Origin of the sequence: Stenotrophomonas aracearum, from assembly GCF_031834615.1 — a bacterium.
In the GTDB taxonomy this organism is placed as follows: domain Bacteria; phylum Pseudomonadota; class Gammaproteobacteria; order Xanthomonadales; family Xanthomonadaceae; genus Stenotrophomonas; species Stenotrophomonas aracearum.
Map to the genome: position 1 here is coordinate 761021 of NZ_CP115543.1, position 24618 is coordinate 785638.

20 protein-coding genes, 1 pseudogene and 1 riboswitch are annotated in these 24618 nt (G+C 67.6%); of the genes and pseudogenes, 10 read left to right on the forward strand and 11 right to left on the reverse strand.

What is annotated here, in order from left to right:
- Positions 1-43: 43 nt before the first annotated feature.
- The gene (gene metF / locus PDM28_RS03415; protein WP_311184636.1) at positions 44-871 is read right to left on the reverse strand and encodes a methylenetetrahydrofolate reductase [NAD(P)H]; all 828 of its coding nucleotides are present in this window, start codon (positions 869-871) and stop codon (positions 44-46) included.
- Between the two features lie 106 nt (positions 872-977).
- Between metF and PDM28_RS03420 the strand changes: the two genes are divergently transcribed.
- The gene (locus PDM28_RS03420; protein ID WP_311184637.1) at positions 978-1535 is read left to right on the forward strand and encodes a DUF3228 family protein; all 558 of its coding nucleotides are present in this window, start codon (positions 978-980) and stop codon (positions 1533-1535) included.
- An 85-nt stretch (positions 1536-1620) separates the two neighbouring features.
- On the opposite strand, the gene ybaK is transcribed toward PDM28_RS03420, so the two are convergent.
- The 3 genes from ybaK to ahcY all read right to left on the reverse strand — a co-directional run bounded on the left by ybaK (position 1621) and on the right by ahcY (position 4417).
- Entirely contained in the window at positions 1621-2088 is a 468-nt protein-coding gene (gene ybaK, locus PDM28_RS03425) for a Cys-tRNA(Pro) deacylase (protein ID WP_102946399.1), read from the reverse strand.
- Between the two features lie 134 nt (positions 2089-2222).
- A complete protein-coding gene (locus tag PDM28_RS03430; protein WP_311183828.1) occupies positions 2223-2777 on the reverse strand; it encodes a hypothetical protein in 555 nt (184 codons plus the stop codon).
- A gap of 194 nt (positions 2778-2971) precedes the next feature.
- Positions 2972-4417 carry an adenosylhomocysteinase gene (gene ahcY / locus PDM28_RS03435; RefSeq protein WP_070208734.1) on the reverse strand — a complete coding sequence of 482 codons (1446 nt, stop codon included), beginning with the start codon at positions 4415-4417 and terminating at the stop codon, positions 2972-2974.
- Positions 4418-4446: 29 nt separating this feature from the next.
- Positions 4447-4534, reverse strand: a riboswitch (S-adenosyl-L-homocysteine riboswitch).
- A gap of 127 nt (positions 4535-4661) precedes the next feature.
- Here ahcY and PDM28_RS03440 point away from each other — a divergent pair.
- Together PDM28_RS03440 and ppc are read left to right on the forward strand one after the other, a co-directional pair.
- Positions 4662-7163, forward strand: coding sequence for a S9 family peptidase (locus PDM28_RS03440; RefSeq protein ID WP_311183829.1), 2502 nt, complete (start codon positions 4662-4664; stop codon positions 7161-7163).
- Between the two features lie 124 nt (positions 7164-7287).
- On the forward strand, positions 7288-9999 hold the full coding sequence (ppc, locus tag PDM28_RS03445) for a phosphoenolpyruvate carboxylase (RefSeq protein WP_311183830.1): 2712 nt from the start codon (positions 7288-7290) through the stop codon (positions 9997-9999).
- Positions 10000-10091: 92 nt separating this feature from the next.
- Here ppc and PDM28_RS03450 read toward each other — a convergent pair whose 3' ends face one another.
- Both PDM28_RS03450 and metK read right to left on the reverse strand, forming a co-directional pair.
- A complete protein-coding gene (locus tag PDM28_RS03450) occupies positions 10092-10598 on the reverse strand; it encodes an acyl-CoA thioesterase (protein WP_311183831.1) in 507 nt (168 codons plus the stop codon).
- A gap of 39 nt (positions 10599-10637) precedes the next feature.
- Positions 10638-11849 carry a methionine adenosyltransferase gene (gene metK / locus PDM28_RS03455; protein WP_311183832.1) on the reverse strand — a complete coding sequence of 404 codons (1212 nt, stop codon included), beginning with the start codon at positions 11847-11849 and terminating at the stop codon, positions 10638-10640.
- A gap of 304 nt (positions 11850-12153) precedes the next feature.
- Here metK and PDM28_RS03460 point away from each other — a divergent pair, with 304 nt between their 5' ends.
- A complete protein-coding gene (locus tag PDM28_RS03460; RefSeq protein WP_311183833.1) occupies positions 12154-13053 on the forward strand; it encodes a UDP-2,3-diacylglucosamine diphosphatase in 900 nt (299 codons plus the stop codon).
- 46 nt (positions 13054-13099) lie between these two features.
- Positions 13100-14173 carry a metal-dependent hydrolase gene (locus tag PDM28_RS03465; RefSeq protein WP_311183834.1) on the forward strand — a complete coding sequence of 358 codons (1074 nt, stop codon included), beginning with the start codon at positions 13100-13102 and terminating at the stop codon, positions 14171-14173.
- Positions 14174-14196: 23 nt separating this feature from the next.
- On the opposite strand, the pseudogene PDM28_RS03470 reads toward PDM28_RS03465, so the two are convergent.
- The 4 genes and pseudogenes from PDM28_RS03470 to PDM28_RS03485 all read right to left on the reverse strand — a co-directional run.
- Positions 14197-15051, reverse strand: a pseudogene (locus PDM28_RS03470) (methyltransferase domain-containing protein); the annotation flags it as partial.
- Positions 15036-16028 carry a tRNA dihydrouridine synthase DusB gene (gene dusB, locus PDM28_RS03475; RefSeq protein ID WP_311183835.1) on the reverse strand — a complete coding sequence of 331 codons (993 nt, stop codon included), beginning with the start codon at positions 16026-16028 and terminating at the stop codon, positions 15036-15038. The gene dusB and the pseudogene PDM28_RS03470, both read right to left, overlap by 16 nt.
- A gap of 428 nt (positions 16029-16456) precedes the next feature.
- Positions 16457-17413, reverse strand: coding sequence for a ribokinase (locus PDM28_RS03480; protein ID WP_102946407.1), 957 nt, complete (start codon positions 17411-17413; stop codon positions 16457-16459).
- 25 nt (positions 17414-17438) lie between these two features.
- Entirely contained in the window at positions 17439-18737 is a 1299-nt protein-coding gene (locus tag PDM28_RS03485) for a NupC/NupG family nucleoside CNT transporter (RefSeq protein WP_311183836.1), read from the reverse strand.
- 212 nt (positions 18738-18949) lie between these two features.
- Between PDM28_RS03485 and PDM28_RS03490 the strand changes: the two genes are divergently transcribed.
- The 5 genes from PDM28_RS03490 (at position 18950) to PDM28_RS03510 (ending at position 24196) form a co-directional block, all read left to right on the forward strand.
- The gene (locus PDM28_RS03490; protein WP_311183837.1) at positions 18950-19921 is read left to right on the forward strand and encodes an aldo/keto reductase; all 972 of its coding nucleotides are present in this window, start codon (positions 18950-18952) and stop codon (positions 19919-19921) included.
- Positions 19922-20113: 192 nt separating this feature from the next.
- Positions 20114-20311, forward strand: coding sequence for a hemin uptake protein HemP (hemP, locus tag PDM28_RS03495; protein WP_068849295.1), 198 nt, complete (start codon positions 20114-20116; stop codon positions 20309-20311).
- Between the two features lie 158 nt (positions 20312-20469).
- Positions 20470-22668: a TonB-dependent hemoglobin/transferrin/lactoferrin family receptor gene (locus PDM28_RS03500; RefSeq protein ID WP_311183838.1), complete on the forward strand. Its 2199-nt coding sequence runs from the start codon at positions 20470-20472 to the stop codon at positions 22666-22668.
- Between the two features lie 6 nt (positions 22669-22674).
- Positions 22675-23244, forward strand: coding sequence for a ChuX/HutX family heme-like substrate-binding protein (locus PDM28_RS03505; protein WP_102946411.1), 570 nt, complete (start codon positions 22675-22677; stop codon positions 23242-23244).
- Between the two features lie 13 nt (positions 23245-23257).
- Positions 23258-24196 carry a DUF6607 family protein gene (locus tag PDM28_RS03510; RefSeq protein WP_311183839.1) on the forward strand — a complete coding sequence of 313 codons (939 nt, stop codon included), beginning with the start codon at positions 23258-23260 and terminating at the stop codon, positions 24194-24196.
- On the opposite strand, the gene PDM28_RS03515 is transcribed toward PDM28_RS03510, so the two are convergent.
- Positions 24186-24539 carry a DMT family protein gene (locus tag PDM28_RS03515; RefSeq protein WP_070208963.1) on the reverse strand — a complete coding sequence of 118 codons (354 nt, stop codon included), beginning with the start codon at positions 24537-24539 and terminating at the stop codon, positions 24186-24188. The genes PDM28_RS03510 and PDM28_RS03515 overlap by 11 nt on opposite strands.
- Between the last annotated feature and the right edge of the window lie 79 nt (positions 24540-24618).

Here is a 24618-nt window from a genome sequence, read left to right on the forward strand (position 1 = left end):
TAGCGGCGAACGCGTTATCTGCAAGCGATTCGGCGTGACCCGTTCAGCGGCCCAGCAACTTCAGCACCTGGGTGGTCGGCTTGGCCAGGTTGAGGGTGTAGAAATGCAGCCCCGGTGCGCCGCCGGCGACCAGCCGTTCGCACAGCTGCGCCACCACTTCAGCGCCGAACGCGCGTACCGACTCGGCGTCATCGCCATAGGCCTGCATGCGCTTGCCGATCCAGCGCGGGATCTCCGCACCGCACTGTTCGGAGAAACGACGCAGCTGGCTGAAGTTGGAGATCGGCATGATCCCCGGCACGATCGGCACCTGCACGCCGAGCTTGCGTACCGCGTCGACGAAGTGGAAATACGCGTCGGCGTTGTAGAAGTATTGGGTGATGGCCGCATCGGCACCGGCGTCGATCTTGGCCTTGAAGTACGTCAGGTCGCGCAGCGCGTCGTCCGACTGCGGGTGCGTTTCCGGATAGGCGCCGACCTCGATGTGGAATGCGTCGCCATGCTCGGCACGGATGAAGGCGATCAGTTCGCTCGCATAACGCAGGTCGCCGGGGTGGCCCATGCCCGAGGGCAGGTCGCCGCGCAGCGCGACGATGCGCCGGCAGCCGATGGCGCGGTACAGCTTGAGCAGCTCGCGGATCTCCTCGCGGCTGCCGCCCACGCAGGACAGGTGCGGCGCCGCCTCGAAGCCGTGGTGCTGCTTGAGGTGGCGCACGGTTTCGGACGTATAGCTCAGGGTCGAGCCGCCGGCGCCGAAGGTGCAGGACACATACTCGGGCGCGTAGGACGCCAGCTTGCCTGCGGTGCGGTCCAGCTGGGCGCGCTGTTCGTCGGTCTTGGGCGGGTAGAACTCGAAGCTGAGGGCGGTCATGGGCGGCAGCGGCGGCGGGCGTGAGGCCATCATATCGCTCCATCGCGATGAATGTAAAATCGTGCGCAGCGGTTACCCTGTGCGCCTGTTTTCACGCTTCGACGCCATGACCATCGTCCTTACCGAGTTCGCCCGTCCCCGCCTGTTCCCGCGCGTGCCGCGTGGCAATACCATCCAGGACTGCACCGCCGAGCAGTTCCAGGCGCACCTCAACGCGCACGCGCCGTTCAAGGTGCTCGATGGCTACGCGCCGTTCTGCAAGCTGCATGTGTACGAAAACTGGACCAGCACCCGCTGCCTGACCGTCCCGGTCACCGACGCCAACCGCCACCAGCTGCGCAGCGGCTACGAGGCGCGCAACCGTGATGAGCTGCCGGTACTGGTGCGCTGGTTCGAAGGGGTGGAGTCGCCGCGCGCGAACTATCTGGTGGTGATCCTGTACAGCGCGGAGCAGCTGGCGAAGGAAGGCTCGCCGATTGAGGCCGACTGGGGCATTGTGGGTTGCATCTACACCGCCGAGCCGGAAGAGGTGCCGATGGCGCCGATCACCATGATGCGCAATGCGCTGGGGGTGGAGGAGGGCGGATCCGGCGTGCCGCTGGATCGCGAGGCGTACCAGCGCGCGGTGGCGTTCTGGGAGAACAACGCGAATTGGCGGCCCTGACGTTCACACCGCGGTAGAGCCACGCCCTGCGTGGCTGCAATGTCGAACGAAGACACGTTACCGCGCAGCCACGCAGGGCGTGGCTCTACCGGCCAATGCTGACAACCTGCCCTGCCGTCAACGCAATCAAATCCCCCGGCGCCAGCGCCACCTCCAGGCCGCGCCTCCCAGCACTGACATGCATCGTCTCCAGCGCCTGCGCGCTGGCGTCGATGAACGTCCGGTGCTTTTTCTTCTGGCCCAGCGGACTGATCCCTCCGACCAGGTAGCCGGTCGCGCGCTGCGCACCCGCCACATCGGCCATCTCGCACTTCCGGCAGCCCGCGGCATCAGCCAGCGCCTTCAGGTCCAGGCTGCCGCTGACAGGGACGATCGCCACCAGCAGCTCATGCTTTTCCGTGCTGGCCAGCAGGGTCTTGAACACCTGCGCAGGGTCCAGACCGAGTTGCTGCGCGGCCTCGCCGCCGTAAGAAGCGGCGTTGGCATCATGCTGATAGGACAGCACGCGGTGCGCGATGCCGTGCTTGCTGAGCAGGTTGATGGCCGGGGTCATGGCAGGTCGCATTGCCGGGAAAAGCACATCGTAACGAGGTGGCGCCGGCCTGGCTTGACCCAGGCTACCGCTGGAGTGGCCGCACGGAAAAAGCGGGCGCCAGTGACGCCCGCTTCGAGTACTTCGTTCGAGTCTCAGTACGAGTCGAACGCGGCAAGCCTCGTTTCGCACTGCGCACTGTCCGCACCGGCATGTTGCTTCCTTGCCGCAGCTACGGCCAGGTCCTCGGCAGCACTGGAGTTGGCGGCGGTGATCCTGTAGGTGCCCGAGTCGGCCGAGGACGCCTCCAGCCGTGCGCCGTCGGCATCCCATACGGCGCAGTAGTACGACGTTCCGGAACCTGCAGCCGGCGACGTGGTCGCTGCCGGTGCTGGCGCAGGTGCCGTCGTTGTCGACGTTGGTTCCGAAGCTGCGGTGCTTGATGTCCCGGTCACCGGATCGCATTGGGCTTTGGTCAGAGTGACCTTCCCCTTCTTGTAGCGCGTGGCGGCAGCCAGTGCGCCCGCCTCCGCTGCCTTCAGGTCGGCAGCTTTGATGAGGTATTTCCCATCTTCATTGCTGCTTCCTTCCACCTTCGAGCCATCGGCGCCGGAAAACACCATGCACCGATATTCAGCAGCGTGGACGGGGGACGTGTAGAAGGCACCGCACAGTGCCAGCAGTGCGGGAAGTACGAACTTGATATTCATGGAAATCTCCGGAAAGCATCCAGATATTCCCCCGCGCGCCGATCATCCCGGGCCCGATGTGAGGGTTGGGTGCAATCGGGATGAAAGCCGCTTAACGAAAACGGGCGCCCTAAGGCGCCCGTTTGAATCCCGGATGCCGCCGACCACCGGTCGGCAACCCATCCGGTAGCGCCGGGCGCTGCCCGGCACCCCCATCAGTAGCGGTAATGCTCCGGCTTGAACGGACCTTCCACCGGCACGCCGATGTAATCGGCCTGGTCCTGGGTCAGGGTGGTCAGCTTCACGCCGATCTTCTCCAGGTGCAGGCGCGCCACTTCCTCGTCCAGCTTCTTCGGCAGCAGGTACACCTTCTTCTCGTAGCTGTCCTTGTTCGCCCACAGGTCGATCTGCGCCAGGGTCTGGTTGGCGAACGAGTTGGACATCACGAAGCTCGGGTGGCCGGTGGCGCAGCCCAGGTTCACCAGGCGGCCTTCAGCCAGCAGGAAGATCGCGTTGCCGTTCGGGAACACGTACTTGTCCACCTGCGGCTTGATGTTGATGTGCTGCACGCCCGGGAAACCGACCAGCGCATCGACCTGGATCTCGTTGTCGAAGTGGCCGATGTTGCAGACGATGGCCTGGTCCTTCATCGCGCTCAGGTGTTCGATGCGGATGATGTCCTTGTTGCCGGTGGTGGTGACGTACAGGTCTGCACGGCCCAGGGTCGACTCGATGGTGTTGACCTCGAAGCCTTCCATCGCCGCCTGCAGGGCGCAGATCGGGTCGATCTCGGTGACCACCACGCGCGCGCCATAGGCACGCAGCGAGGCGGCGCAGCCCTTGCCCACGTCGCCGTAGCCGCAGACCACGGCGACCTTGCCGGCCAGCATCACGTCCATCGCGCGCTTCAGGCCGTCGGCCAGCGACTCGCGGCAGCCGTACAGGTTGTCGAACTTGCTCTTGGTGACCGAGTCGTTGACGTTGATCGCCGGGATCAGCAGGGTGCCGGCCTGGGCCAGCTGGTACAGGCGGTGCACGCCGGTGGTGGTTTCCTCGGAAACGCCCTTCCAGTCCTTGACCACGCGGCCCCAGTAACCCGGGCGCTCCTTGGCCACGCGCTTGAGCAGGTTCTTGATGACCTGTTCTTCGTGCGAGGACGCCTTTTCGTCGACCCAGGTGCTGCCGTTCTCGAGCTCATAGCCCTTGTGGATCAGCAGGGTGACGTCGCCGCCGTCGTCGACCACCAGCTCCGGGCCGGTCAGGGTGCCGTCGGGCAGGGTGAAGGTCAGTGCGTCCAGGGTGCAGTCCCAGTACTCCTCCAGGGTTTCGCCCTTCCAGGCGAACACCGGGGTGCCGGACTTGGCGATCGCCGCGGCGGCGTGGTCCTGGGTCGAGAAGATGTTGCACGAGGCCCAGCGCACGTCGGCACCGATGTCCTTCAGGGTTTCGATGAGCACCGCGGTCTGGATGGTCATGTGCAGCGAACCGGTCACGCGCACGCCCTTCAGCGGCAGGGTGGCGGCGTGCTTGCGGCGGATCGACATCAGGCCCGGCATTTCGTGCTCGGCGATATCCAGTTCCTTGCGGCCCCAGTCGGCCAGGGAGATATCGGCAATCTTGTAATCGCCTTCGGTGGAGAAGGTCTTGGCAACAGCGTTCATGGAAGCTCCGGTATGTGACGATGAATTGTCTTCGCCGGGCGCCGTTGGAACCAGCCCTGCCACCGAGCCTGGCCGTGCGGATCGGGTCCGGCAGCGGTCGCAGCGCCCCTCGGTGGAGGGGAATGCCCAGTATATCGCGGCGCACCGCCCGGGCATGAATCGGCGCCCCGACCCAACCAACGGCAGGGGGGCAAACCACGCCCCGCTGTTAAGGTCCAAGGTTTGCACAGGATGGGGCTCGAACATGACAGGCACACACCGCAGCGCACGACTGATCGTGGGCATGGCCCTGCTGGCGGTCGCACCGCTGGCGCTGGCCGCGCCGGCGACCAGGGCAACCACGCCGCAGGCGGCGGTCGCCGCCAAGGTCGGGCAGGGCTACCAGCTGCCCTCGGCGGCGCTGCAGGCGGTAGTCGACGCGCCGCGTGCGCCGAGCCTGAGCCTGTCGCCGCGCCGCGACCTCGCCGCCATGCTGCAGAGTCCGCCGCTGCCGTCGATCGAAACCGTCGCCCAGCCGGAACTGAAACTGGCCGGCGTGCGGATCAATCCGGCCACCCATTCGGCCAGCCGTTTCAGCTTCGTCGACAAGCTGTGGTTGATGACGATCGCCGATGGCAAGGAACGCCAGATCACCGGGCTGCCGCAGCCGTTGTCGATCGCTTCGCTGGCCTGGTCGCCGGACCAGCAGTACCTGGCCTTCAACCAGGTGCATGCCACCAGCGGTACCAATGAACTGTGGATCGTGGACGTGGCCAGCGGCAGCGCGCGGCGCCTGCTTGGCGACCTCAACACCGTGTTCGGCGACGGCTACGCCTGGCTGCCGGACAGCCGCGGCCTACTGGCCACCCTGCAGCCCAAGGGCCAGGGCCCGGCACCGGTGGCCGGTGGCATTCCGACCGGCCCGGCGATCCAGCAGACCCAGGCCGACGCCGGCGTACGCGCGATCCGCACCTACCAGGATCTGTTGAGCAACGAAGCCGACGCGCGCCTGTTCGACCATTACGCCACCTCGCAGCCGGTGCGCGTCGCGCTCAACGGAACGACCACGCCGTTGTCCAGCGCCGGCGTCTACCTCGACCTGGATGTGTCGCCGGACGGTCGCCACGTGCTGGCCGAACGCGTGCAGCGTCCTTACTCCTACCTGGTGCCGGCCGATGATTTCGCGCGCCGCATCGAAGTGTGGAACGCGGCTGACGGCAAGCTCGAACACACCGTGGCCAACCTGCCGCTGGTGGAAGGCCTGCCGACCGGCAATGACGCGGTGCCGACCGGCGTGCGCAACGTGAGCTGGCGCGCGGATGCCGAGGCCACCCTGGTCTGGGCCGAGGCCCAGGACGGCGGCGACCCCAACCGCGAGGCCAAGGTACGCGACGCAGTGCTGATGCAGGCGGCGCCGTTCGAGGCACCGCCGGTGACCCTGGCCCAGCTTGGAAGCCGCTATGCCGGCATCCAGTGGGGCCGTGGCGACCTCGCCCTGCTCAACGAGTCGTGGTGGAAGTCGCGCGTGGTCAAGCAGTGGCGGATCGCGCCTGACCAGCTCGACCAGGCGCCGCAGCTGCTGTCCGAGCGCTCCTCGCAGGACCGCTACAACGACCCGGGGCGCCCGGCGCTGGTGCGCGACGTGAACGGTCGTGCGCGGCTGCAGACCAGCAGCGATGGGCGCAGCATCTTCCTGCTGGGCCTGGGCGCTTCGCCGGAGGGCGACCGCCCGTTCGTCGACCGCTTCGACCTGGAAAGCCGCCAGGCCACCCGCCTGTTCCATTCACAGGCGCCGGACTACGCGCTGCCGCAGGCGCTGCTCGACCAGGAAGGCACCTCGCTGTTGCTGACCCGTGAGTCGCCGGACGTGCCGCCGAATTACTTCGTACAGTCGCTGGCCGATACCGGCGCGGCGCCGCGCGCGCTGACCCGTTTCGAGCACCCGCTGCCGCAGCTGCGCGGGGTGAGCAAGGAGCAGATCCGCTACAAGCGCAACGACGGGGTCGACCTGACCGCTACGCTGATGCTGCCGCCGGGCTACACCGCGAAGAAGGACGGCCCGTTGCCGATGCTGATGTGGGCCTACCCGGGCGAGTTCAAGACCGCTGCGGCGGCCAGCCAGGTGACCGATTCGCCGTACCGCTTCAACGCGATCAGCTACTGGGGTCCGCAGGCATTCCTGGCCAAGGGCTACGCGGTGCTGGTCAGCCCCTCGATGCCGATCATCGGCGAAGGCGACAAGGAACCCAACGACACCTACCTGCCGCAGCTGGTCGCCAACGCCGAAGCGGCGGTGGACGAGGTGGTGCGGCGTGGCGTGACCGACCGCGACCACATCGCGATCGGCGGACATTCCTACGGCGCGTTCATGACCGCCAACCTGCTCGCGCACACCCGCCTGTTCAAGGCCGGCATCGCCCGCAGCGGCGCCTACAACCGCACGCTCACCCCGTTCGGCTTCCAGGCCGAGGAGCGCAACTTCTGGCAGGCCCAGGACGTGTACCTGAAGATGTCGCCGTTCAATTTCGCCGACAGGATCAAGGACCCGATCCTCTTCATCCACGGCGAGGACGACAACAACTCCGGCACCTTCCCGATGCAGAGCGAGCGCATGTTCGCGGCAGTGAAGGGACTGGGCGGCACTTCGCGGCTGGTGATGCTGCCGAACGAGTCGCACCATTACCGCGCGCGCGAGTCGTTGATGACGATGCTGGCCGAGAGCGAGCGCTGGCTGGAGCAGACGATTGGAAAGCCAACACCCCGGTAGTGCCACGCCCTGCGTGGCAATCCCCCACCAACACATGCAATTGAAACCATTTGCGCGGCACGGATCGCCGCGCAATCTGGGTTACGCTTGATGCGATTCCGTTCCCGAGGCCAGTGCGTCGCAGATGAACGAGTACCGCAGCAGCATCGTCTTTGCCACCCCCGACATTCCCCTGCGTGACGATGTGCGCCGTCTAGGTGCTCTGGTCGGCGACCTGCTTGCCGAGCAGGTGTCCACGCAGTTCTTCGATGATGTGGAACAGGTGCGCACCCGCGCGATCGCGCGCCGCGAAAGCGACGCGCCGCTCTCCGACCTCAACGAGGCATTGGCCGGGCTGTCGCCGGAACGCGCCGAATCGATGGTGCGTGCGTTCAGTACCTACTTCCAGGTGGTCAACATCGCCGAGCGCGTGCATCGCATTCGCCGGCGTCGCGACTACCAGCGCGCCGGCACCGCTGCACCGCAGCCGGATGGCCTGCAGGACGCGCTGCAGCAGCTCAAGGCGCAGGGCGTGAGCCTGGAGGAACTGGCGCAGTGGCTGCCGCGAATCGACATCGAACCGGTATTCACCGCGCACCCGACTGAAGCGGTGCGCCGCGCGCTGCTGGAAAAAGAACAGCTGATGGTGGCCAGCCTGGTCGACAACCTCGACGGCCAGCGCACCCCCGGCGAAGCCGCCGCCGATGCGGCGCGCTTCCGCATGGCGCTCACCGCGTCATGGCAGACCACGGATTCCTCGCCGGTGCGGCCGACCGTCGATGACGAACGCGAACACGTCGGCTTCTACCTGGTGCAGGTGCTGTACCGGGTGATCCCGGTGCTGTACGAATCGCTGCAGCAGGCGCTGCTCGATACCTATGGCGAGAGCATCCCACTGCCACGCCTGCTGCGATTCGGCACCTGGGTGGGCGGCGACATGGACGGCAACCCGAACGTGGACGCCGGCACCATCCGCAACACGCTCGATGCGCAGCGCCAGGCCGTGCTCGGCCGGTACCAGAAGGACCTGCTGCAACTGGCCAGCCTGCTCAGCCAGTCCACCGAGCGGATCGCGGTCAGCGACGCCCTGCAGGCCCGGGTCGCGCACTACCAGCAGCTGCTGCCGAAGGTGGTGTCGCGCCCGCGCCACGCCGACATGCCGTACCGCCTGCTCAACGACCGCATGCGTGCGCGCGTGCAGGCCACGCTGGACGATGCCGAAGGTGCCTATGCCTCGCCGCAGGAACTGGAAGACGACATCACCCTGATCCTCGACAGCCTGCACGCCAACAAGGGCGACCACGCCGGTGGCTTCGCGGTGCGCCGCCTGCTGTGGCGGGTGCGCACCTTCGGCTTCCACCTGGCGCGGCTGGATGTGCGCCAGGAGTCGAGCGTGCATGGCCGCGCGCTGGCGAGCGTGCTGGACGGGCAGGAGGCGTGGGACGCCGCCGACGCAGTGACCCGTGCGCGCCGTCTGGCGCCATTCGCGAGCGGCGAACAGAGCCTGCCAGCGAGCACGGAAGAGGGCGGCCAGCGGTTGGACGCGGTGTTCGCCGCACTGGCCGATGCGCGCCGACGCCACGGTGCGGATGCACTGGGCAGTTACATCATCTCCATGGCGCACGACCGCAGCGACGTGCTGGCGGTGCTGGCGCTGGCCCGGCGCGGCGGACTGGTCGACGACAGCGGCGCGGTGCCGCTGGACATCGCACCGCTGTTCGAAACCGTGGACGACCTGCAGCGCGGCACCGACACCCTGCGCGACCTGCTGGCCGATCCGGTCTACCGCGCGCACCTCAGCGCGCGCGATGACGTGCAGATGGTGATGCTGGGGTACTCGGACAGCGGTAAGGACGGCGGCATCGCTGCGTCGCGCTGGGGACTGCAGCGCGCCCAGGTGGAGCTGCTGGAGGTGGCCGCCGTGAGCGGCATCCGCCTGACCTTCTTCCATGGCCGGGGCGGCTCGATCAGCCGCGGCGGCGGCAAGACCACCGACGCGGTGGACGCCTCGCCACGCGGCAGCATCGACGGCCGCCTGCGGGTCACCGAGCAGGGCGAGGTGATCCACCGCAAGTACGGCATCCGCGCGCTGGCGTTGCGTTCGCTGGAGCAGTCCACGGGTGCGGTGCTGCGTTCGAGCCTGCGTCCGCGCGCGCCCGAGCCGCGCGAAGCGCAGTGGCGGCCGGTGATGGACCGGGTCGCGGAGAAGAGCGCCGAGGCCTATCGCGCATTCGTGGGCCAGCCGGACTTCATGCAGTACTTCCGCCATGCCACGCCGATCGACGTGATCGAGCGGATGACGCTGGGCTCGCGCCCGTCACGGCGCCTGGGCCAGGACGCGGCGCTGGGCAACCTGCGCGCGATTCCGTGGGTGTTCGCCTGGAGCCAGGCGCGCGCGGTGATTCCCGGCTGGTACGGGGTGGGCAGCGGGTTGCAGGCGGCGATCGATGCGGGCCACGAAGCGACCCTGCAGGAGATGGCGCGCGACTGGCCGTTCTTCAGCACCTTCCTGGACGACATCGCGATGGTGCTGTCCAAGGGCGACATCACCATTGCCGAGCAGTTCTCGCAGTTGGCGGGGCCGCTGCATGACACGTTCTTCCCGCAGATCCAGCGCGAGCTGGCGTTGACCGGCCGCCTGATCCTCGCCATCTCCGGCCAGGATGCATTGCTGCAGCACGACCAGCGGCTGGCGTTGTCGATCCGCCTGCGCAATCCCTACATCGACCCGATCAGCGTGCTGCAGGTCGACCTGCTGCGCCGCTGGCGCGAGAGTGGCGGGGAAGACGACGAAGTGCTGCGCGCGCTGGTGGCCTGCGTCAACGGCGTCTCGCAGGGCGTACAGAACACCGGTTGACCCTGGCCGTGGGCAACACCCGGTAGTGCCGGCCGCTGGCCGGCTCCACGCACCTGCCGGCAGCATCCGGAAGAGCCGGCCAGCGGCCGGCACTACACTTCCGGGCTGGGCGGGTTTGACGCGAGCAGCTCCCGCTGGCGCTGCTCCATCTCCGCGCGCAGCTGCCGGCGCAGCAATGCCGCCGCATGACGCCTGCGCTGGTTGCTGCTCTCCAGCTCCAGCGGCGGTACCGGGGTCGGCCGGCCGTCGTCGTCGACCGCGACCATGGTGAAGAAGCAGCTGTTGGCGTGGCGCACGCTGCGCTTGAGGATGTCCTCGGCCACCACCTTGACCCCTACTTCCATGGACGAGGTGCCTGTGTAGTTCACGGAGGCCAGGAAGGTGACCAGCTCACCCACCGCGATCGGTTCGCGGAAGGTCACCTGGTCCACCGAGAGGGTGACCACGTAGCGGCCGGCATAGCGGCTGGCGCAGGCGTAGGCGACCTGGTCGAGCAGGCGCAGGATCGCGCCGCCGTGGACCTTGCCGGAGAAGTTGGCCATTTCCGGTGCCATCAGCACGGTCATGGTGAGCTGGTGGGATTTGATTTCGTCAGCCATGGGTTCAAAAGAGAAGGGCCGCTTTCGCGGCCCTTCGTCTTATTTCAGCTTCGCATCCGCACGCAGGGCGGCGGCGCGGTCGGTCTTCTCCCAGGAGAAGGCCGTGGCGTTGACCGTGTCACCGGCAGCGTTGAGGTAGCTGAAGTCCTTCGGCTTGCGGCCGAAGTGACCGTAGGCTGCGGTCTGCTGGTACATCGGGTGGATCAGGTCCAGCATCTTGATGATGCCGTACGGGCGCAGGTCGAAGTGCTTGCGGATCAGCTTCTCGATCTTGTCATCGCTGATCTTGCCGGTGCCGAAGGTGGTGACCGAAATCGAGGTCGGCTCGGCCACGCCGATGGCGTAGGAAACCTGCACTTCGCAACGGTCGGCCAAGCCGGCGGCCACGACGTTCTTGGCCACGTAACGCGCCGCGTAGGCAGCCGAACGGTCGACCTTGGACGGATCCTTGCCCGAGAACGCGCCACCACCGTGACGGGCCCAGCCGCCGTAGGTGTCGACGATGATCTTGCGGCCGGTCAGGCCGCAGTCGCCCACCGGGCCGCCGATCTCGAACTTGCCGGTCGGGTTGATGTGGAACTTGGTGCCCTTGTGCAGCCACTTGGCCGGCAGCACCGGCTTGATGATCTCTTCGCGGACGGCCTCGATCAGGTCCTTCTGCTTGATCCCCGGGGCGTGCTGGGTCGACAGCACCACCGCGTCGATGGCGGCCACTTCGCCGTTTTCATAGCGCAGGGTGACCTGGCTCTTGGCGTCCGGGCGCAGCCACGACAGCGCCGAGTTGCGCTTCTTGCGGATCTTGGCCTGCTGCTCGACCAGGCGGTGCGACAGGTGGATCGCGGCCGGCATGTAGCTGTCGGTCTCGTTGGTGGCGTAGCCGAACATCAGGCCCTGGTCGCCAGCGCCCATTTCTTCGGGCTTCTTGCGGTCCACGCCCTGGGCGATGTGCGGCGACTGCTTGCCGATCAGGTTCAGCACGCCGCAGGTGGCGCCGTCGAAGCCGACGTCGGAGCTGTCATAGCCGATGTCCAGGATCACCTTGCGGGTGACCGCTTCCAGGTCGATCCAGGCGGAGGTGGTGATTTCACCGGCCACGATCGCCACGCCGGTCTTGACCATGGTTTCGCAGGCCACGCGGGCGCGCTGGTCCTGGGCAAGGATCGCGTCCAGCACCGCATCGGAAATCTGGTCGGCAATCTTGTCCGGATGGCCTTCGGAGACCGATTCGGAGGTGAACAGGTAGCTGGACATCAGGCGTAATATCCTTTGATTCGGATGGAAAGATGGGCGCGAATGATACACGGCAAGTCGCGCCATTGCATTGTGGCCCAGCGGGGGTTGCCCGTGGTTAAGCCGGCGTGCCCACCGGCAGGGGCCGGTGCAGCGCGATTGGCCCCCAGCGTCGGGGCCCAGTGTTCCACCAGCGTGACAGCCAGGCGGCCCGTCGGGCGGGCTTCTGGCGGGGCGCCGTCATCGGCCTGCCGCCGGACGGTCACGAGGTTGCCGCATGCCGGGCGCAGGCTGCGGGCCATTCAGCCGCCCCGGAGCAAGTGCCATGCACGATCTCGAGCCGCGTCTGCAGTTGCGTGAGGCCGCCTGGTGGGAGGATGGCCCCGCCGTCGATCCGCCCGCCGCCGCAGGCCGTTCAGTAGGAGCGCCGCCCGCGGAAGACGCCCCCTTTCCCTGGCGACGGACCATTTTCCTGTCCGACGTGCATCTGGGTGCGCGCCACTGCCACGCGGCCGAACTGGCCCGGTTCCTGTCCCGGCTGCGCTGCCAGCGCCTGTACCTGGTGGGCGACATCGTCGACCTGTGGTGGCTGGCGCAGCGCCGTGCCAGCTGGGGGGCGGCGCACAGCGCGGTGATCGAGGCGCTGCACGCGCTGCGCCGGGCGGGAACCGAGATCGTGTACATCCCGGGCAACCACGACGCTTCGCTGCGCCAGCTGTGCGGGCTGATGCTGCCGGCGATGCGGGTGCGGCGCCGGGCGATCCACACCACCGCAGACGGGCGAAGGCTGCTGGTGGTGCACGGCGACGACTACGACGGGGCGACCCATTTCGGCGGGCTGCAGGAGCGCTTCGGCGACTGGCTGTACTACCGGATCCTCACCGGCAACCGGCTGCTCAATGCGGCGCGGGGCCGGCTGGGCCTGCGCTACTGGTCGCTGTCGGCGTTCCTGAAGAAGCGCAGCAGCGCGGCCGAGGCCTACATCGAGCGGTTCGTGCAGGCGGGCCTGGCAGATGTGCGCCAGCGTGGGCTGGACGGGATCGTGTGCGGGCATATCCACCGCGCGGCGCTGGTCGAGCGGGACGGTCTGGTCTACGCCAACGATGGGGATTGGGTGGAAAGCCTGACGGCGCTGGCGGAGGATGCGGATGGGGGGCTGCGGTTGATGGATCATGAGGGACAGACGTTGGTGCAGCTGGTGGGGTCGAGGCACGTTGCGGGGTGACTGCGGGACACGCCCCTAGACCCCGCCGCTCCCGTACCATCGGCCGATGGATTCCCTGAGCCAGATCGTTCTCGGCGGCGCGGTCGCCGCCGCCATCGCCCCCGCCGGCCATCGCCGCGCCGCCCTGTTGGCCGGTGCGGCGCTCGGCACGCTGCCGGACCTCGACGCGCTGCTGCTGGCCTTCACCGCCGCCGACCCGGTGGCGCTGATGACCGAACACCGCAGCTACAGCCATTCGCTGCTGGTGCTGCCCTGGGTGGCGGCGCTGATCTGGTGGCTGTTCAAACGCTACGGCCACGGCCGGGTGGCGCAGGCACCGGCGCGCTGGTTCTGGGCGATCCTGCTGGCCTTGATCACCCACCCGCTGCTGGACGCGTTCACCGTGTACGGCACGCAGCTGTGGTGGCCGTTCACGCCGCCGCCGACGATGTGGTCGAGTGTGTTCATCATCGATCCGCTGTACACGGTGTGGCTGCTGCTGGGCTGCATCGTGGCGTGGTTCGCGCGCAGCCGGCCGCTGGCGCAGAAGGCGCTGCTGGCGGGGCTGGTGCTGAGCACGGGGTACCTGGGCTGGTCGCTGCTGGCCAAGCAGCAGGTGGAGCGCGAGGCGGACCGTGCGCTGGCGGCGATGGGGCTGGGCGCCGCGCCGCGCTTCTCGGTGGCGACGCCGTTCAATACGCTGCTGTGGCAGGTGGTGGCAATGACGCCGGGCGGCTACGTGATAGGCGAGCGCTCGGTCGTCGCCGACGAGGGCCCGATGACGTTCCGCGGCTATCCGTCGAACGTGCAGGCGCTGCGCCAGGCGGTGCACATCCCGGCGGTGGCACGCCTGAACTGGTTCAACCGGGGCTTCATGCGCGCGCAGGTGGTGGACGACCGGCTGCAGCTGAGCGATCTGCGCATGGGGCTGGAACCGGATTACACGTTCACGTTCGCGGTGGCGCGTGCGGAGGGCGAACGCTGGGTGGCGATCGTGCCGGAGCAGCTGCGCCCGGCCTACGAAGGCGAACAGGGCAGGGCTCGCGCGAAGCGCCGCTTCGGAACCCTGTGGGAACGCATCTGGCAAACGCCCCCACAAACCGATAATCCTGCCGAAGCGCCGGGCTCTGCCCGGCCGTAGAGCGGGGCTCTGCCCCTCTGCCCTCAATACACCGTAGCGCGCGCCTGCACGAACGAGAAAAAGAACACGGCGTTCGGATCGTTCTGCACCAGCGAGAACTCGCGGCGCATGCCGTCGACGGTTTCCTGGTCGACCAGGCCGGCTTCGAGCAGCGGGTCGGCAGCCGACAACAGCAGCTGTTCCCAGAAGGCGATCATGGTCTTGCGCCGGGCCGGTTCGCGGTTGTCGAGGTGGATGGTCTTGATCTCGGTATGCACGTCGCGGAAGCCACCAGCGAGCAGCAGGTTGCCGAGCTTGGCGCCGACGAAGGGGTCGCCGCCGTGGTCGTACTGGAAGTCGTTGAAGGCCATCCAGTAGCGCCAGATGTGCGGGGAATACGGGTCGAGCAGGAACGAGGCGTTCATGACTTCGGTGACGTACACGGGGGAGCCGGGCACGAGCACGCGGCGCACTTCGCTTAGGACGCGGGCGGGGGAGGGCACGTGTTCGAGGACCCAGCACAGGAAGGCGGAGTCGAATTCGCGGGCGCCGAACGGGAGGTTGCCGGCGTCGCCCTGGAGGAGGCTGTAGCGTTCGCTGCACCAGGGGGTCTTTTCGAGGTTCTGGCGGGCGGTGGCAAGCTGGGCGTCGCTGAGGTCGATGCCGGTGACGTGCAGGTCGGGGAAGCGGCGCAGGAGGATTTCGGTCTGGGCGCCGACGCCGCTGCCGACTTCAAGCAGGCGCTGGGCGCCGCTGTAGTCGATGCTGTTGAAGATGGTGGATTCGAGCAGGCGGGCCTGGGTGACGAGGCGGTGCTGTTCGGTGTTGGAGAAGCCGTGGAGGTAGGTGGGGGCGGCAATCGGGGTCATGGCGGTCACATCGATCAGGCGGCGGACGACAGGGGTTCGCCTGCGGCGAGGGCGTTGAAGTAGTCGGTGGTGAGGGCGATCTGGCCGGCGGGGTCTTCGGCGCGGTTGACGATGGCGCGGAAGGCGGCATTCTCGGGGCGGTCCCTGGCGTACCAGCCGAGGTGCTTGCGGGCGATGCGGACGCCCTGGGGCTCGCCGTAGAAGGCGTGCAGGGCATGCAGGTGGCCGAGCAGGATGTCGCGGACTTCTTCGATGGTCGGCGGGGGGAGCAGGGTGCCGGTGGCGAGGTAGTGGGCGACTTCGCGGAAAATCCAGGGGCGGCCCTGGGCGGCGCGGCCGATCATGACGGCGTCGACGCCGGTCTGGGCGAGGACATGGGCGGCTTTCTGCGGGGAGTCGATATCGCCGTTGGCGATGACGGGAATGCGCAGGGCGGCCTTGATGGCGGCGATGGTTTCGTATTCGGCGCTGCCGGTGTAGTGCTGGTCGCGGGTGCGGCCGTGCACGGCGAGGGCGGCGATGCCGCTGTCTTCGGCGATATGGGCGATGCGGGGGCCGTTGCGGTGGTCGCAGTCCCAGCCGGTGCGGATCTTGAGGGTGACGGGTACGTCGACGGCGCCGACGACGGCGCTGAGGATGCGGGCGACGAGGTCTTCGTCGCGCATGAGGGCGGAGCCGGCCCAGGCGTTGCAGACCTTCTTGGCGGGGCAGCCCATGTTGATGTCGATGATCTGGGCGCCGTGGTCGACGTTGTAGCGGGCGGCGTCGGCGAGCTGCTGGGGTTCGGTGCCGGCGATCTGGACGCTGATGGGGTCGGGTTCGCCGGCGTGGTCCATGCGGTGCAGGGACTTGCGGGTATTCCAGAAGCGGGGATCGGAGATGGTCATTTCAGACGCAGCGAGGCCGGCGCCGAGCTGTTTGCACAGCAGGCGGAACGGTTTGTCGGTGACGCCGGCCATGGGGGCGAGCACGACATTGGGCTGGATGTTGTAGGGACCGATCTGCATGGCGGCATTGTAGTGCCGGCCGCCGGCCGGCAACCAAGCATTCCCGGCCCTGTTCAGGCCGATCCGGAAGGCCCTGATGCCGTACCGGCATCAGCAGATGCTTGACGGTTGGTTCCGTCGTCCCCAGTGCTGTTGGATTGTGGTTGGTTCACCTGCGCGTAAAGCCAGAGCCAGAGCCAGTGCGTCGGCTCTGCGGGGTCGCCTGGCTGGGCAGGTCGGTATGGGTTCGTGGGGGACGCCGTGAACCCTTCCATGGGGGCTAAGTCGCCGCATCCATGCGGCTCATTCCCCCACAAACCCATACCGACCTACCCTCGAGACCGTATGGGTGACGGTGGGGAAGGCCAAGGCCAAGGCCAAGGCAAAGGCAAAGGCATAAAAAAACCGGCGCATTGCGCCGGTTTTTGGTTTTACGGTTGCTTGCTCTTTTAGACGTCTGCCGGGGTGAAGTGCGGCATGGCTACTGCTGCGCCTTCCTTTTCGGTGGACTTGCCGGCGAACTGGTTCGCGAAGCGGACGTGGCGGGCGAATGCTGCGTCGGGGTCCTGGGCCAGGGAGGCGACCAGGGCGCCGTTGAAGGCGTCGCCGGCGCCGGTGGTGTCGGCGACCTGGACCTGTTCGGCGCCTACGCGGTAGTAGGGCTGGGTGTCGCCGCGCAGGGTTTCTTCGGCGTGGGAGACGAATACGCCGACGGCGCCGAGGGTGACGACGACGGTGCCGTTGCCGACCAGCTTGCGGCACAGGGCGTGCAGGCTGGCGCCGTCGAGGGCGGCGACGTCGTCGGCGTCGATGCGCTCGCCGACGTGGCGGCCGAGCAGGGCGGCGAACTCGGTTTCGTTGGGGGTGAGGATGTCGGCGAGCTTGAGCAGGCCGATGCTGGAGGGGGCGTCGGCGGGGGCGGCGTTGAGCACGGTGGTGACGCCGGCGTCGCGGGCGATGGCCAGGGCCGCTTCGATGGTTTCGACCGGGGACTCGAGCTGGGCCAGGACGACCTTGGCGCCGCCGAGCAGGCTGCGCTGCTGTTCGATGTAGGCGGTGCTGAGGGCGGCGTTGGCGCCGGGGCCGATCACGATGGTGTTGCGGCCGCGGGCATCGACGTAGATGCCGCCGGTGCCGGTGGGCTCGGTGCTGGCTTCGGCGCTGAGGGCGAAGCCGTCCTGGTCGGCCAGGCCACGGGCCATGGCGCCGCCGGCGTCATCGCCGAGGGCGCACAGGAAGGTGGTCGGGGCGCCGGCGCGACGGGCGGCCACGGCCTGGTTGAAGCCCTTGCCGCCGGGGCCGGTGCTGTAGCGGCCGGCAATGGTCGCGCCCGGGGCCGGGAGCGACTCGCAACGCCAGACATGATCCACGTTGAAGGAACCGACAACGACGACACTGCTACTCATAAAGTTTGTTTCTCTAAAGCGGATATCAGCTGAAATGCGTCAGCACGCCGGCGATGGTGGCCGTCATGAAGGTGGCGATGGTACCGCCGAGCACGGCGCGCAGGCCGAACTTGGCCAGGTCGTGGCGGCGTTCCGGGGCCAGACCACCAATACCACCGATCTGGATGGCGATCGAGCTGAAATTGGCGAAGCCGCACAGGGCGTAGGTGGCGATCAGGCGGCCTTCGGCCGAGAGCGACACGCCGGGGACCTGGCCGTTGACGATTTCCGAGAGCTTGGAATAGGCGACGAATTCGTTGATGACGACCTTCTGGCCGATCAGCGAGCCGACGGTGGTGGCATCGGCCCACGGGGTGCCGATCACCCAGGCGATCGGGGCCAGCAGGTAACCGAAGATGGTGGAGAGGTCGGTCGGGCGGCCGATCATGGCCTGCAGGCCGGTGACTTCGCCGAACCAGGTCAGCGGGGCGTTGAGCAGCGCGATCAGGGCGATGAAGGCCAGCAGCATGGCGCCGATGTTCAGGGCCAGCTTGAGGCCGTCGCCGGCACCGGCGGCGGCGGCGTCGATGATGTTGCTGGAGGTCTTTTCGACTTCCATCTTGACCGTGCCACGGGTCAGCGGGGTGCCGGTCTCGGGCACCAGCAGCTTGGCCACGACCAGGGTGGCCGGGGCGGCCATGATGCTGGCGGCCAGCAGGTGCTTGGCGTAGAAGGCCTGCTGCACTGGGTCGCTGCCGCCGAGCATGCCGACGTAGGCGGCGAGCACGCCGCCGGCGATGTGGGCCATGCCGCCGATCATCATGGTGATCAGTTCGGACTGGGTCATCTTCGCGATGTACGGGCGCACGGTCAGCGGGGCTTCGGTCTGGCCGATGAACACGCTGGCGCAGACGCTGGTGGTTTCGGCGCCGGACACGCGCATCACCTTGGTGATCGCCCAGGCCATGGCCTTGACGATCTGCTGCATCACGTTGAGGTGGTACATGACCCCCATCAGCGCGGAGAAGAAGATGATGGTCGGCAGCACCTGGAAGGCGAAGATGAAGCCGAACTTGCTGGTGTCCATCAGGCTGCCGAAGATGAAGCCGGAGCCTTCGTTGACGAAGCTCAGGATCTTGACGAAGCCCTTGCCCAGCGCGTCGAACACGTCGCGGCCACCCGGTGCGAGCAGCACGATGGCGGCGAACGCGACCTGCAGCACGATGCCGGTCAGCACCAGGCGCCAGTCGACGGCGCGCTTGTTGTTCGAGAACAGCCAGGCAATGCCGATCAGCACTGCCAACCCAAAGAGGCCGAAGCCAATCCTGCCCAAACCTTCGACCATGAGACTCCCCCTGGGGCGCCGCGAAAAACGGGAAGCCTAGAGCAGCGGCAGGGGCGGAGCAAGGAAAAGCGGTGTGTGGGAGGCGATTGGCCGCGATCGGGCAAGCAACGGCAAGGGGGGCGGCCGGCCCGGCTACACTGTCAGGCCACGTCCGGGCAGCGTTCCGGCGCAGCCCAACGCGTTCAGTTTTCCCTTTTCCGCAGGAGAATCACATGCATTACCGCCGCCTGGGCTCGTCCGGCCTGAAGCTGTCGGCCCTTTCGTTCGGGGCCTGGGTCACCTTCGGCGACCAGATCGGCCGTGACGAGGCCCGCAACCTGGTCGCCTGCGCCTGGGACCACGGGATCAACTTCTTCGACAATGCCGAGGGCTATGCGCGCGGCCGCGCCGAGCAGGTGATGGGCGATGTGATCGCCGACCTGCGCCTGCCGCGCGACGGGTTCTGCGTGTCCAGCAAGGTGTTCTTCGGCGCGGTGGACGACCCGCGGCCGACCCAGCACGGGCTGTCGCGCAAGCACGTGACCGATGCCTGCCATGCCGCGCTCAAGCGCCTGCGGGTGGACTACCTGGACCTGTATTACTGCCACCGCCCGGACCTGGACACGCCGATCGGCGAGACGGTGCGGGCGATGGACACGCTGATCCAGCAGGGCAAGGTGCTGTACTGGGGCACCTCGGAGTGGTCGGCCGCGCAGATCCAGGAGGCGGTGGACTTCGCCCGCGCCCACACCCTGCACCTGCCGACCATGGAGCAGCCGCAGTACAACCTGCTGCACCGCGAGCGGGTCGAGCGCGAGTACGCGCCGCTGTATGCCGACCCGGGCCTGGGCACCACGATCTTCTCGCCGCTCGCCTCGGGCCTGCTCAGTGGCAAGTACAACAGCGGGTTCGATCCGGACTCGCGGCTGGGGCAGGGCCAGATGGGCTGGCTGAAGGACCTGGTGCTGGGCGATGCGGCCGAGCAGCGGCTGGACAGGGTGCGCGCCTACACCGCGCTGGCCAGTGAGATGGGCCACGCCCCGGCGCAGCTGGCGATTGCCTGGTGCCTGCGCAACCCGAACGTCTCCAGCGTGATCCTCGGCGCCAGCCGGGTCAGCCAGCTGGAGCAGAACCTGGGCGCGCTGGACCTGCTGGAGCAGGTGTCGGAAGCAGACTGGGCCAAGGTAGAGGCCACCTTCCGGTAGAGCCACGCCCTGCGTGGCTGACGCGGCGCCTGATGACACGGTGCAGCCACGCAGGGCGTGGCTCTACCGATAGGCTGCATCTATCGAAAACGCGAAATCGATCATAAATATCTTCAATCAAAACGAGAATGGTTGTTGATTGTCAACTGAGAATCATTATCATTTGACTCGTCCCTCGCACGAGTCCAGACAATGAACACTCAAGCCGCTGTACTGCTGCGCCCCGAAACCCTGACCCTGCGCGACCGCCCGGTCCGCGCGGTCCCGGCCGAAGAAGTGATCGACAGCGAGGCCCTGCTCAAGGGTCGCCGCGAAATCCTGATCCAGCACGGCGACCGCTTCTATCGCCTGCGCCACACCAGCAACGACAAGCTGATCCTCACCAAATAACGGCCCGCCTCCCCCACGGGGTGCGTCCGCGCGGCCGCGCGACGCCCCCTGGCCCGCCGTCCTGCACCGCTCTCTCCCCCTCGGCACGTCGCCTGCGACCTTCGGGTCCCGGCGCCGGTCGGGGGTCTCCTTCCGTGCCCAGCCGACCCTGCCAACCCATGATCCGTCCGACTGCCCTGAGTATTGCCGTCTGCCTCGCCCTGCCTGTCGCCGTGCAGGCCGCCGCCCCCGCCAGCCCCGACGCGGGCACCGCCGCGCGCGACTTCGACCGCGTGCAGGTCACCGCCACCCGCACCGAACGCGCGCTCAGCGACGTCGCCGCCACGGTGGACGTGATCGACCGCGAGCAGCTGGACAACCACCTGGTGCGCGACATCAAGGACCTGGTGCGCTACGAGCCGGGCATCTCGGTGACCAGCAGCCCGGCCCGCTTCGGCCTGGGCGGCTTCCGCATCCGCGGCCTGGACGGCAACCGCGTGCTGATCCAGACCGACGGCATCGCCATGCCCAAGGCCTTCAGCATCGGCAGCTTCTCCGACGCCAACCGCAACTTCACCGATCTGGAAACGCTCAAGCGGGTCGAGATCGTGCGCGGACCGGCCAGCGCGCTGTACGGTTCGGACGCGCTCGGCGGGGTGGTGGCCTTCGTCACCAAGGACCCGGCCGACTACCTCAAGGACGACAAGCACAGCTATGTCGGCCTGAAGTTCGGCTACGACGGCGAGTGGAACGGCCTGCTCGGCAGCGCTACCGCCGCGTTCGGTGGCGAGCGCTGGAGCGGCATGGTCAACGTCAACCATCGCCAGGGCCAGGAAACCGAAAGCATGGGCGATGTGCGCAGCAAGGACCGCACTCGCACCGCCGCCAATCCGCAGGACCGTGACGGCCGCAGCGTGCTCAGCAAGCTGGTGTACGCGCCCAGCGACGACCAGCGCTTCCGCCTGACCGTGGAAGGCAACGAGGACAGCGTGGACACCGACGTGCTGTCGGCGATCGACCGCACCACCACCACCGGCATGCAGGCGCGCGACCACCAGACCCGGGCACGGGTGTCGTTCGCCCACGAGATGGACAACGTGGGCGCCGCCTTCGCCGACAGCCTGTCCTGGCAGCTGTATCGGCAGGACAGCGAGACCACCCAGCGCACCGACGAGGCGCGCGCCAACCGCAGCACCCGCCACCGCGAGTTCAACTTCGACCAGCGCGTGTACGGCCTGCAGGCTGCCTTCCACAAGGCGCTCGAAACCGGCAGCGTGGAGCATGCGCTGACCTACGGCTTCGACGGCACCTGGACCGAAACCCGCCAGAAGCGCGACGGCTACCAGGTGCTGGCCAACGGCCAGGTCAGCACCACCATCCTGCCCGATGCGTTCCCGGTCCGCGATTTCCCGATCAGCAAGACCACCGAGCTGGGCCTGTACGTGCAGGACGAAATGCGCTTCGCCGACGGCCGCCTGTCGCTGGTGCCCGGCGTGCGCGTGGACCACTACGAACTGCGCCCGGACGTGGACCCGATCTTCGCCGCCGACAACCCCGGCATGGCCGTGTCTGACCTGACCAAGACCAGTGTGTCGCCGAAGCTCGGCATGGTCTGGCGCTTCGCCGACGACTGGTCGCTGTTTGCCGGCTACTCGCACGGCTTCCGCTCGCCGCCGTACAACGACGTCAACCTGGGCTTCACCAACGTCATGTTCGGGTATACCGCCATTCCGAACCCGGACCTGAAGCCGGAAACCAGCGACGGGCTGGAACTGGGCCTTCGCTTCCTGAGCCCGGCCGCGTACGTGAGCGTGAGCGGCTACTACAACGACTACAAGGACTTCATCGAGTCGCAGCGCCAGGTCGGCGTCAACGCGCAGGGCCTGATCGTGTTCCAGTCGCAGAACATCGCCGACGCGGAAATCTACGGTGCCGAGCTCAAGGCAGGCGTCGACTTCGGCGAGCTCAGCGCAGCGATGGCGGGCTGGTCGTTGAATGGCGCCGTGGCCTGGTCGCGCGGCACCGACAAGACCGCAGACGTGCCGCTGGCGTCGATCGATCCGCTGCGCGGCACGCTGGGCGTGGCCTACGACCGTGACAGCTGGGGCGTGGAACTGGCCGGCACCTTCGCCCAGCGCAAGGACCGCATGCCCGTCGCTACCGCGTTCCGCCCGGCCGGCTATGGGGTGCTCGACCTGATGGCGCACTGGGACTTCGCGCCGGGCGCCAAGATCAACGTCGGCGTGTTCAACCTCGGCGACCGCAAGTACATCGACTACTCCTCGATCACCTCCACGCTGGCCACCAACAGCACGGTGATCGACCGCTACACCAACCCTGGCCGGAACGTCTCGGCCAGCCTCGCCGTCAGCTGGTAGCCCCTCATGAGCCGAGCCCTTTCCGCACTGCGAACCCCCGACCGGTACCTGCGCCCTGGCCAGCTGCCTTCCCCGGAACAGCTGGCGGCACTGGGCACGGTGCTGTGCCTGTACCGCCCCGAGAGCAGCGAGCTGGGCGGCTGGAAACACGCCGTTTCCGCGCACGCCTGCCAGGGCATGGACAGCGAAGGCATCCGCGAAAGCCTGTGCTTCGCCGATGCCCGCGGCCGCTGCTGCTGGCGGTTGTACCTGCTGCCCGACAGCGACTTCCTGGCCTGGGACCGGCTGGTGTCGGCGTTCCCGGCTCGACCGGAACCGGCCAACGACGGCGGCGTTGCCGAGCGCCTGTGGCGGCGCCTGGCCACCCGGCTGGGCGGCGAACCGTGGCGGATGTGCGCGCTGCGCCTGCACGCCGGCGACGCGCCGGGCCTGGCCGCCAGCGTGGCCTCGCTGTCGGCGCTGGGCGCCACCGCCGCGCGCCGCATCGCGCGCGTCGAGGGTGCCGACGGCGAGCTGTGGGTCGATGATTCCAACGTGGTACCGCTGCTTCACCTTTCTTCCATTCGACATTCCTGACGAGACTTCGTAGATGAAATTCCAGACAGCCAGCGCGTGGTTGCTGCTTGCCGCCAGCGGCATCGCCCACGCCCAGCCCTCCGACCTGCAGCGCGACCACGCCAGCATCCTGGCGATGAAGGGCGAGTACATCGTCGACTTCGCGTTCGACGAAACCGTGCTGCTCAAGCCCGGTTACGAGCGCGCGCCGGCCGTGCGCAGCGGTGGCAACGAAGTGGTGATCGTGGTCGAAGACAGCCCGAAGCGGATCGTGCTGCAGCACCTGCTGGTGGACGGCAAGAGCGGCCATGTGACCAAGCACTGGCGGCAGGACTGGGTGTATGAAGCACCGAACCGTTTCGAGTTCAGCGCCGACCAGACCTGGCACGTGCGCACGATCGACCCGGCGGTGAACGCGGGCGCCTGGACCCAGTGCGTGTACGAAGTGAGCGATGCCCCGCGCTATTGCGGTACCGGCCGCTGGGACTACAGCAACAACGTCGCCACCTGGACCAGCGACCTCAGCTGGCGCCCGCTGCCGCGCCGCGAGTACACCCGCCGCAGCGACTACAACGCGCTGGCCGTGGTCAATCGCCACACGCTCACGCCCAACGGCTGGACCCACGAGCAGTTCAACACCAAGATCCTGCGCGGCGCCGACGGCAGCCAGCAGGAGATCGCCCGCGAGTTCGGCTTCAACGACTACAACCGCACCACCGACGTGGACTTCAAACCGGCCTACGACTACTGGACTGCCACCGCCGACTACTGGGCCAAGGTCCGCGCGCACTGGAACGGCTTCCTCGGCCAGGCCCCGGGCGTGCACCTGAAGACCAAGCTGGACGGCATGGCGATGATCATCCCGCTGTTCACCCAGGCCCAGGACCTGCAGGACGGCAAGAAGGTGAACGACGCGCAGATCGACGCCGTGTTCAAGCAGTGGGTGGAAAAGGCGCCGGCCGTCATTCCTTGAACATCAGGAACGCTGCCACCACGATCAGCCCGAACGCCGCGTAGTGGTTCCACTTCAACGGCTGGTCCAGGTAGAACGCGGAGAACACCGCGAACACCACCAGCGTGATCACTTCCTGCATGCCCTTCAACTGCGGGGCCGAGTACACCGCGCTGCCCAGCCGGTTGCCCGGCACCTGCAGGCAGTACTCGAAGAACGCAATGCCCCAGCTGACCAGGATCACCATCATCAACGGCGCGCTCTTGTACTTGAGGTGCCCGTACCAGGCGAAGGTCATGAAGATGTTGCTGCCCAGCAGCAGCAACACGGGATACAGATAAGCGGTAAACGACGGGCCGGGCATCGGAAGATCTCAGGTAGGAACAACAAATCGTAGTGCCGGCCGCCGGCCGGCTCCAAGCGGGATCGGCTGCGCGAGGAGC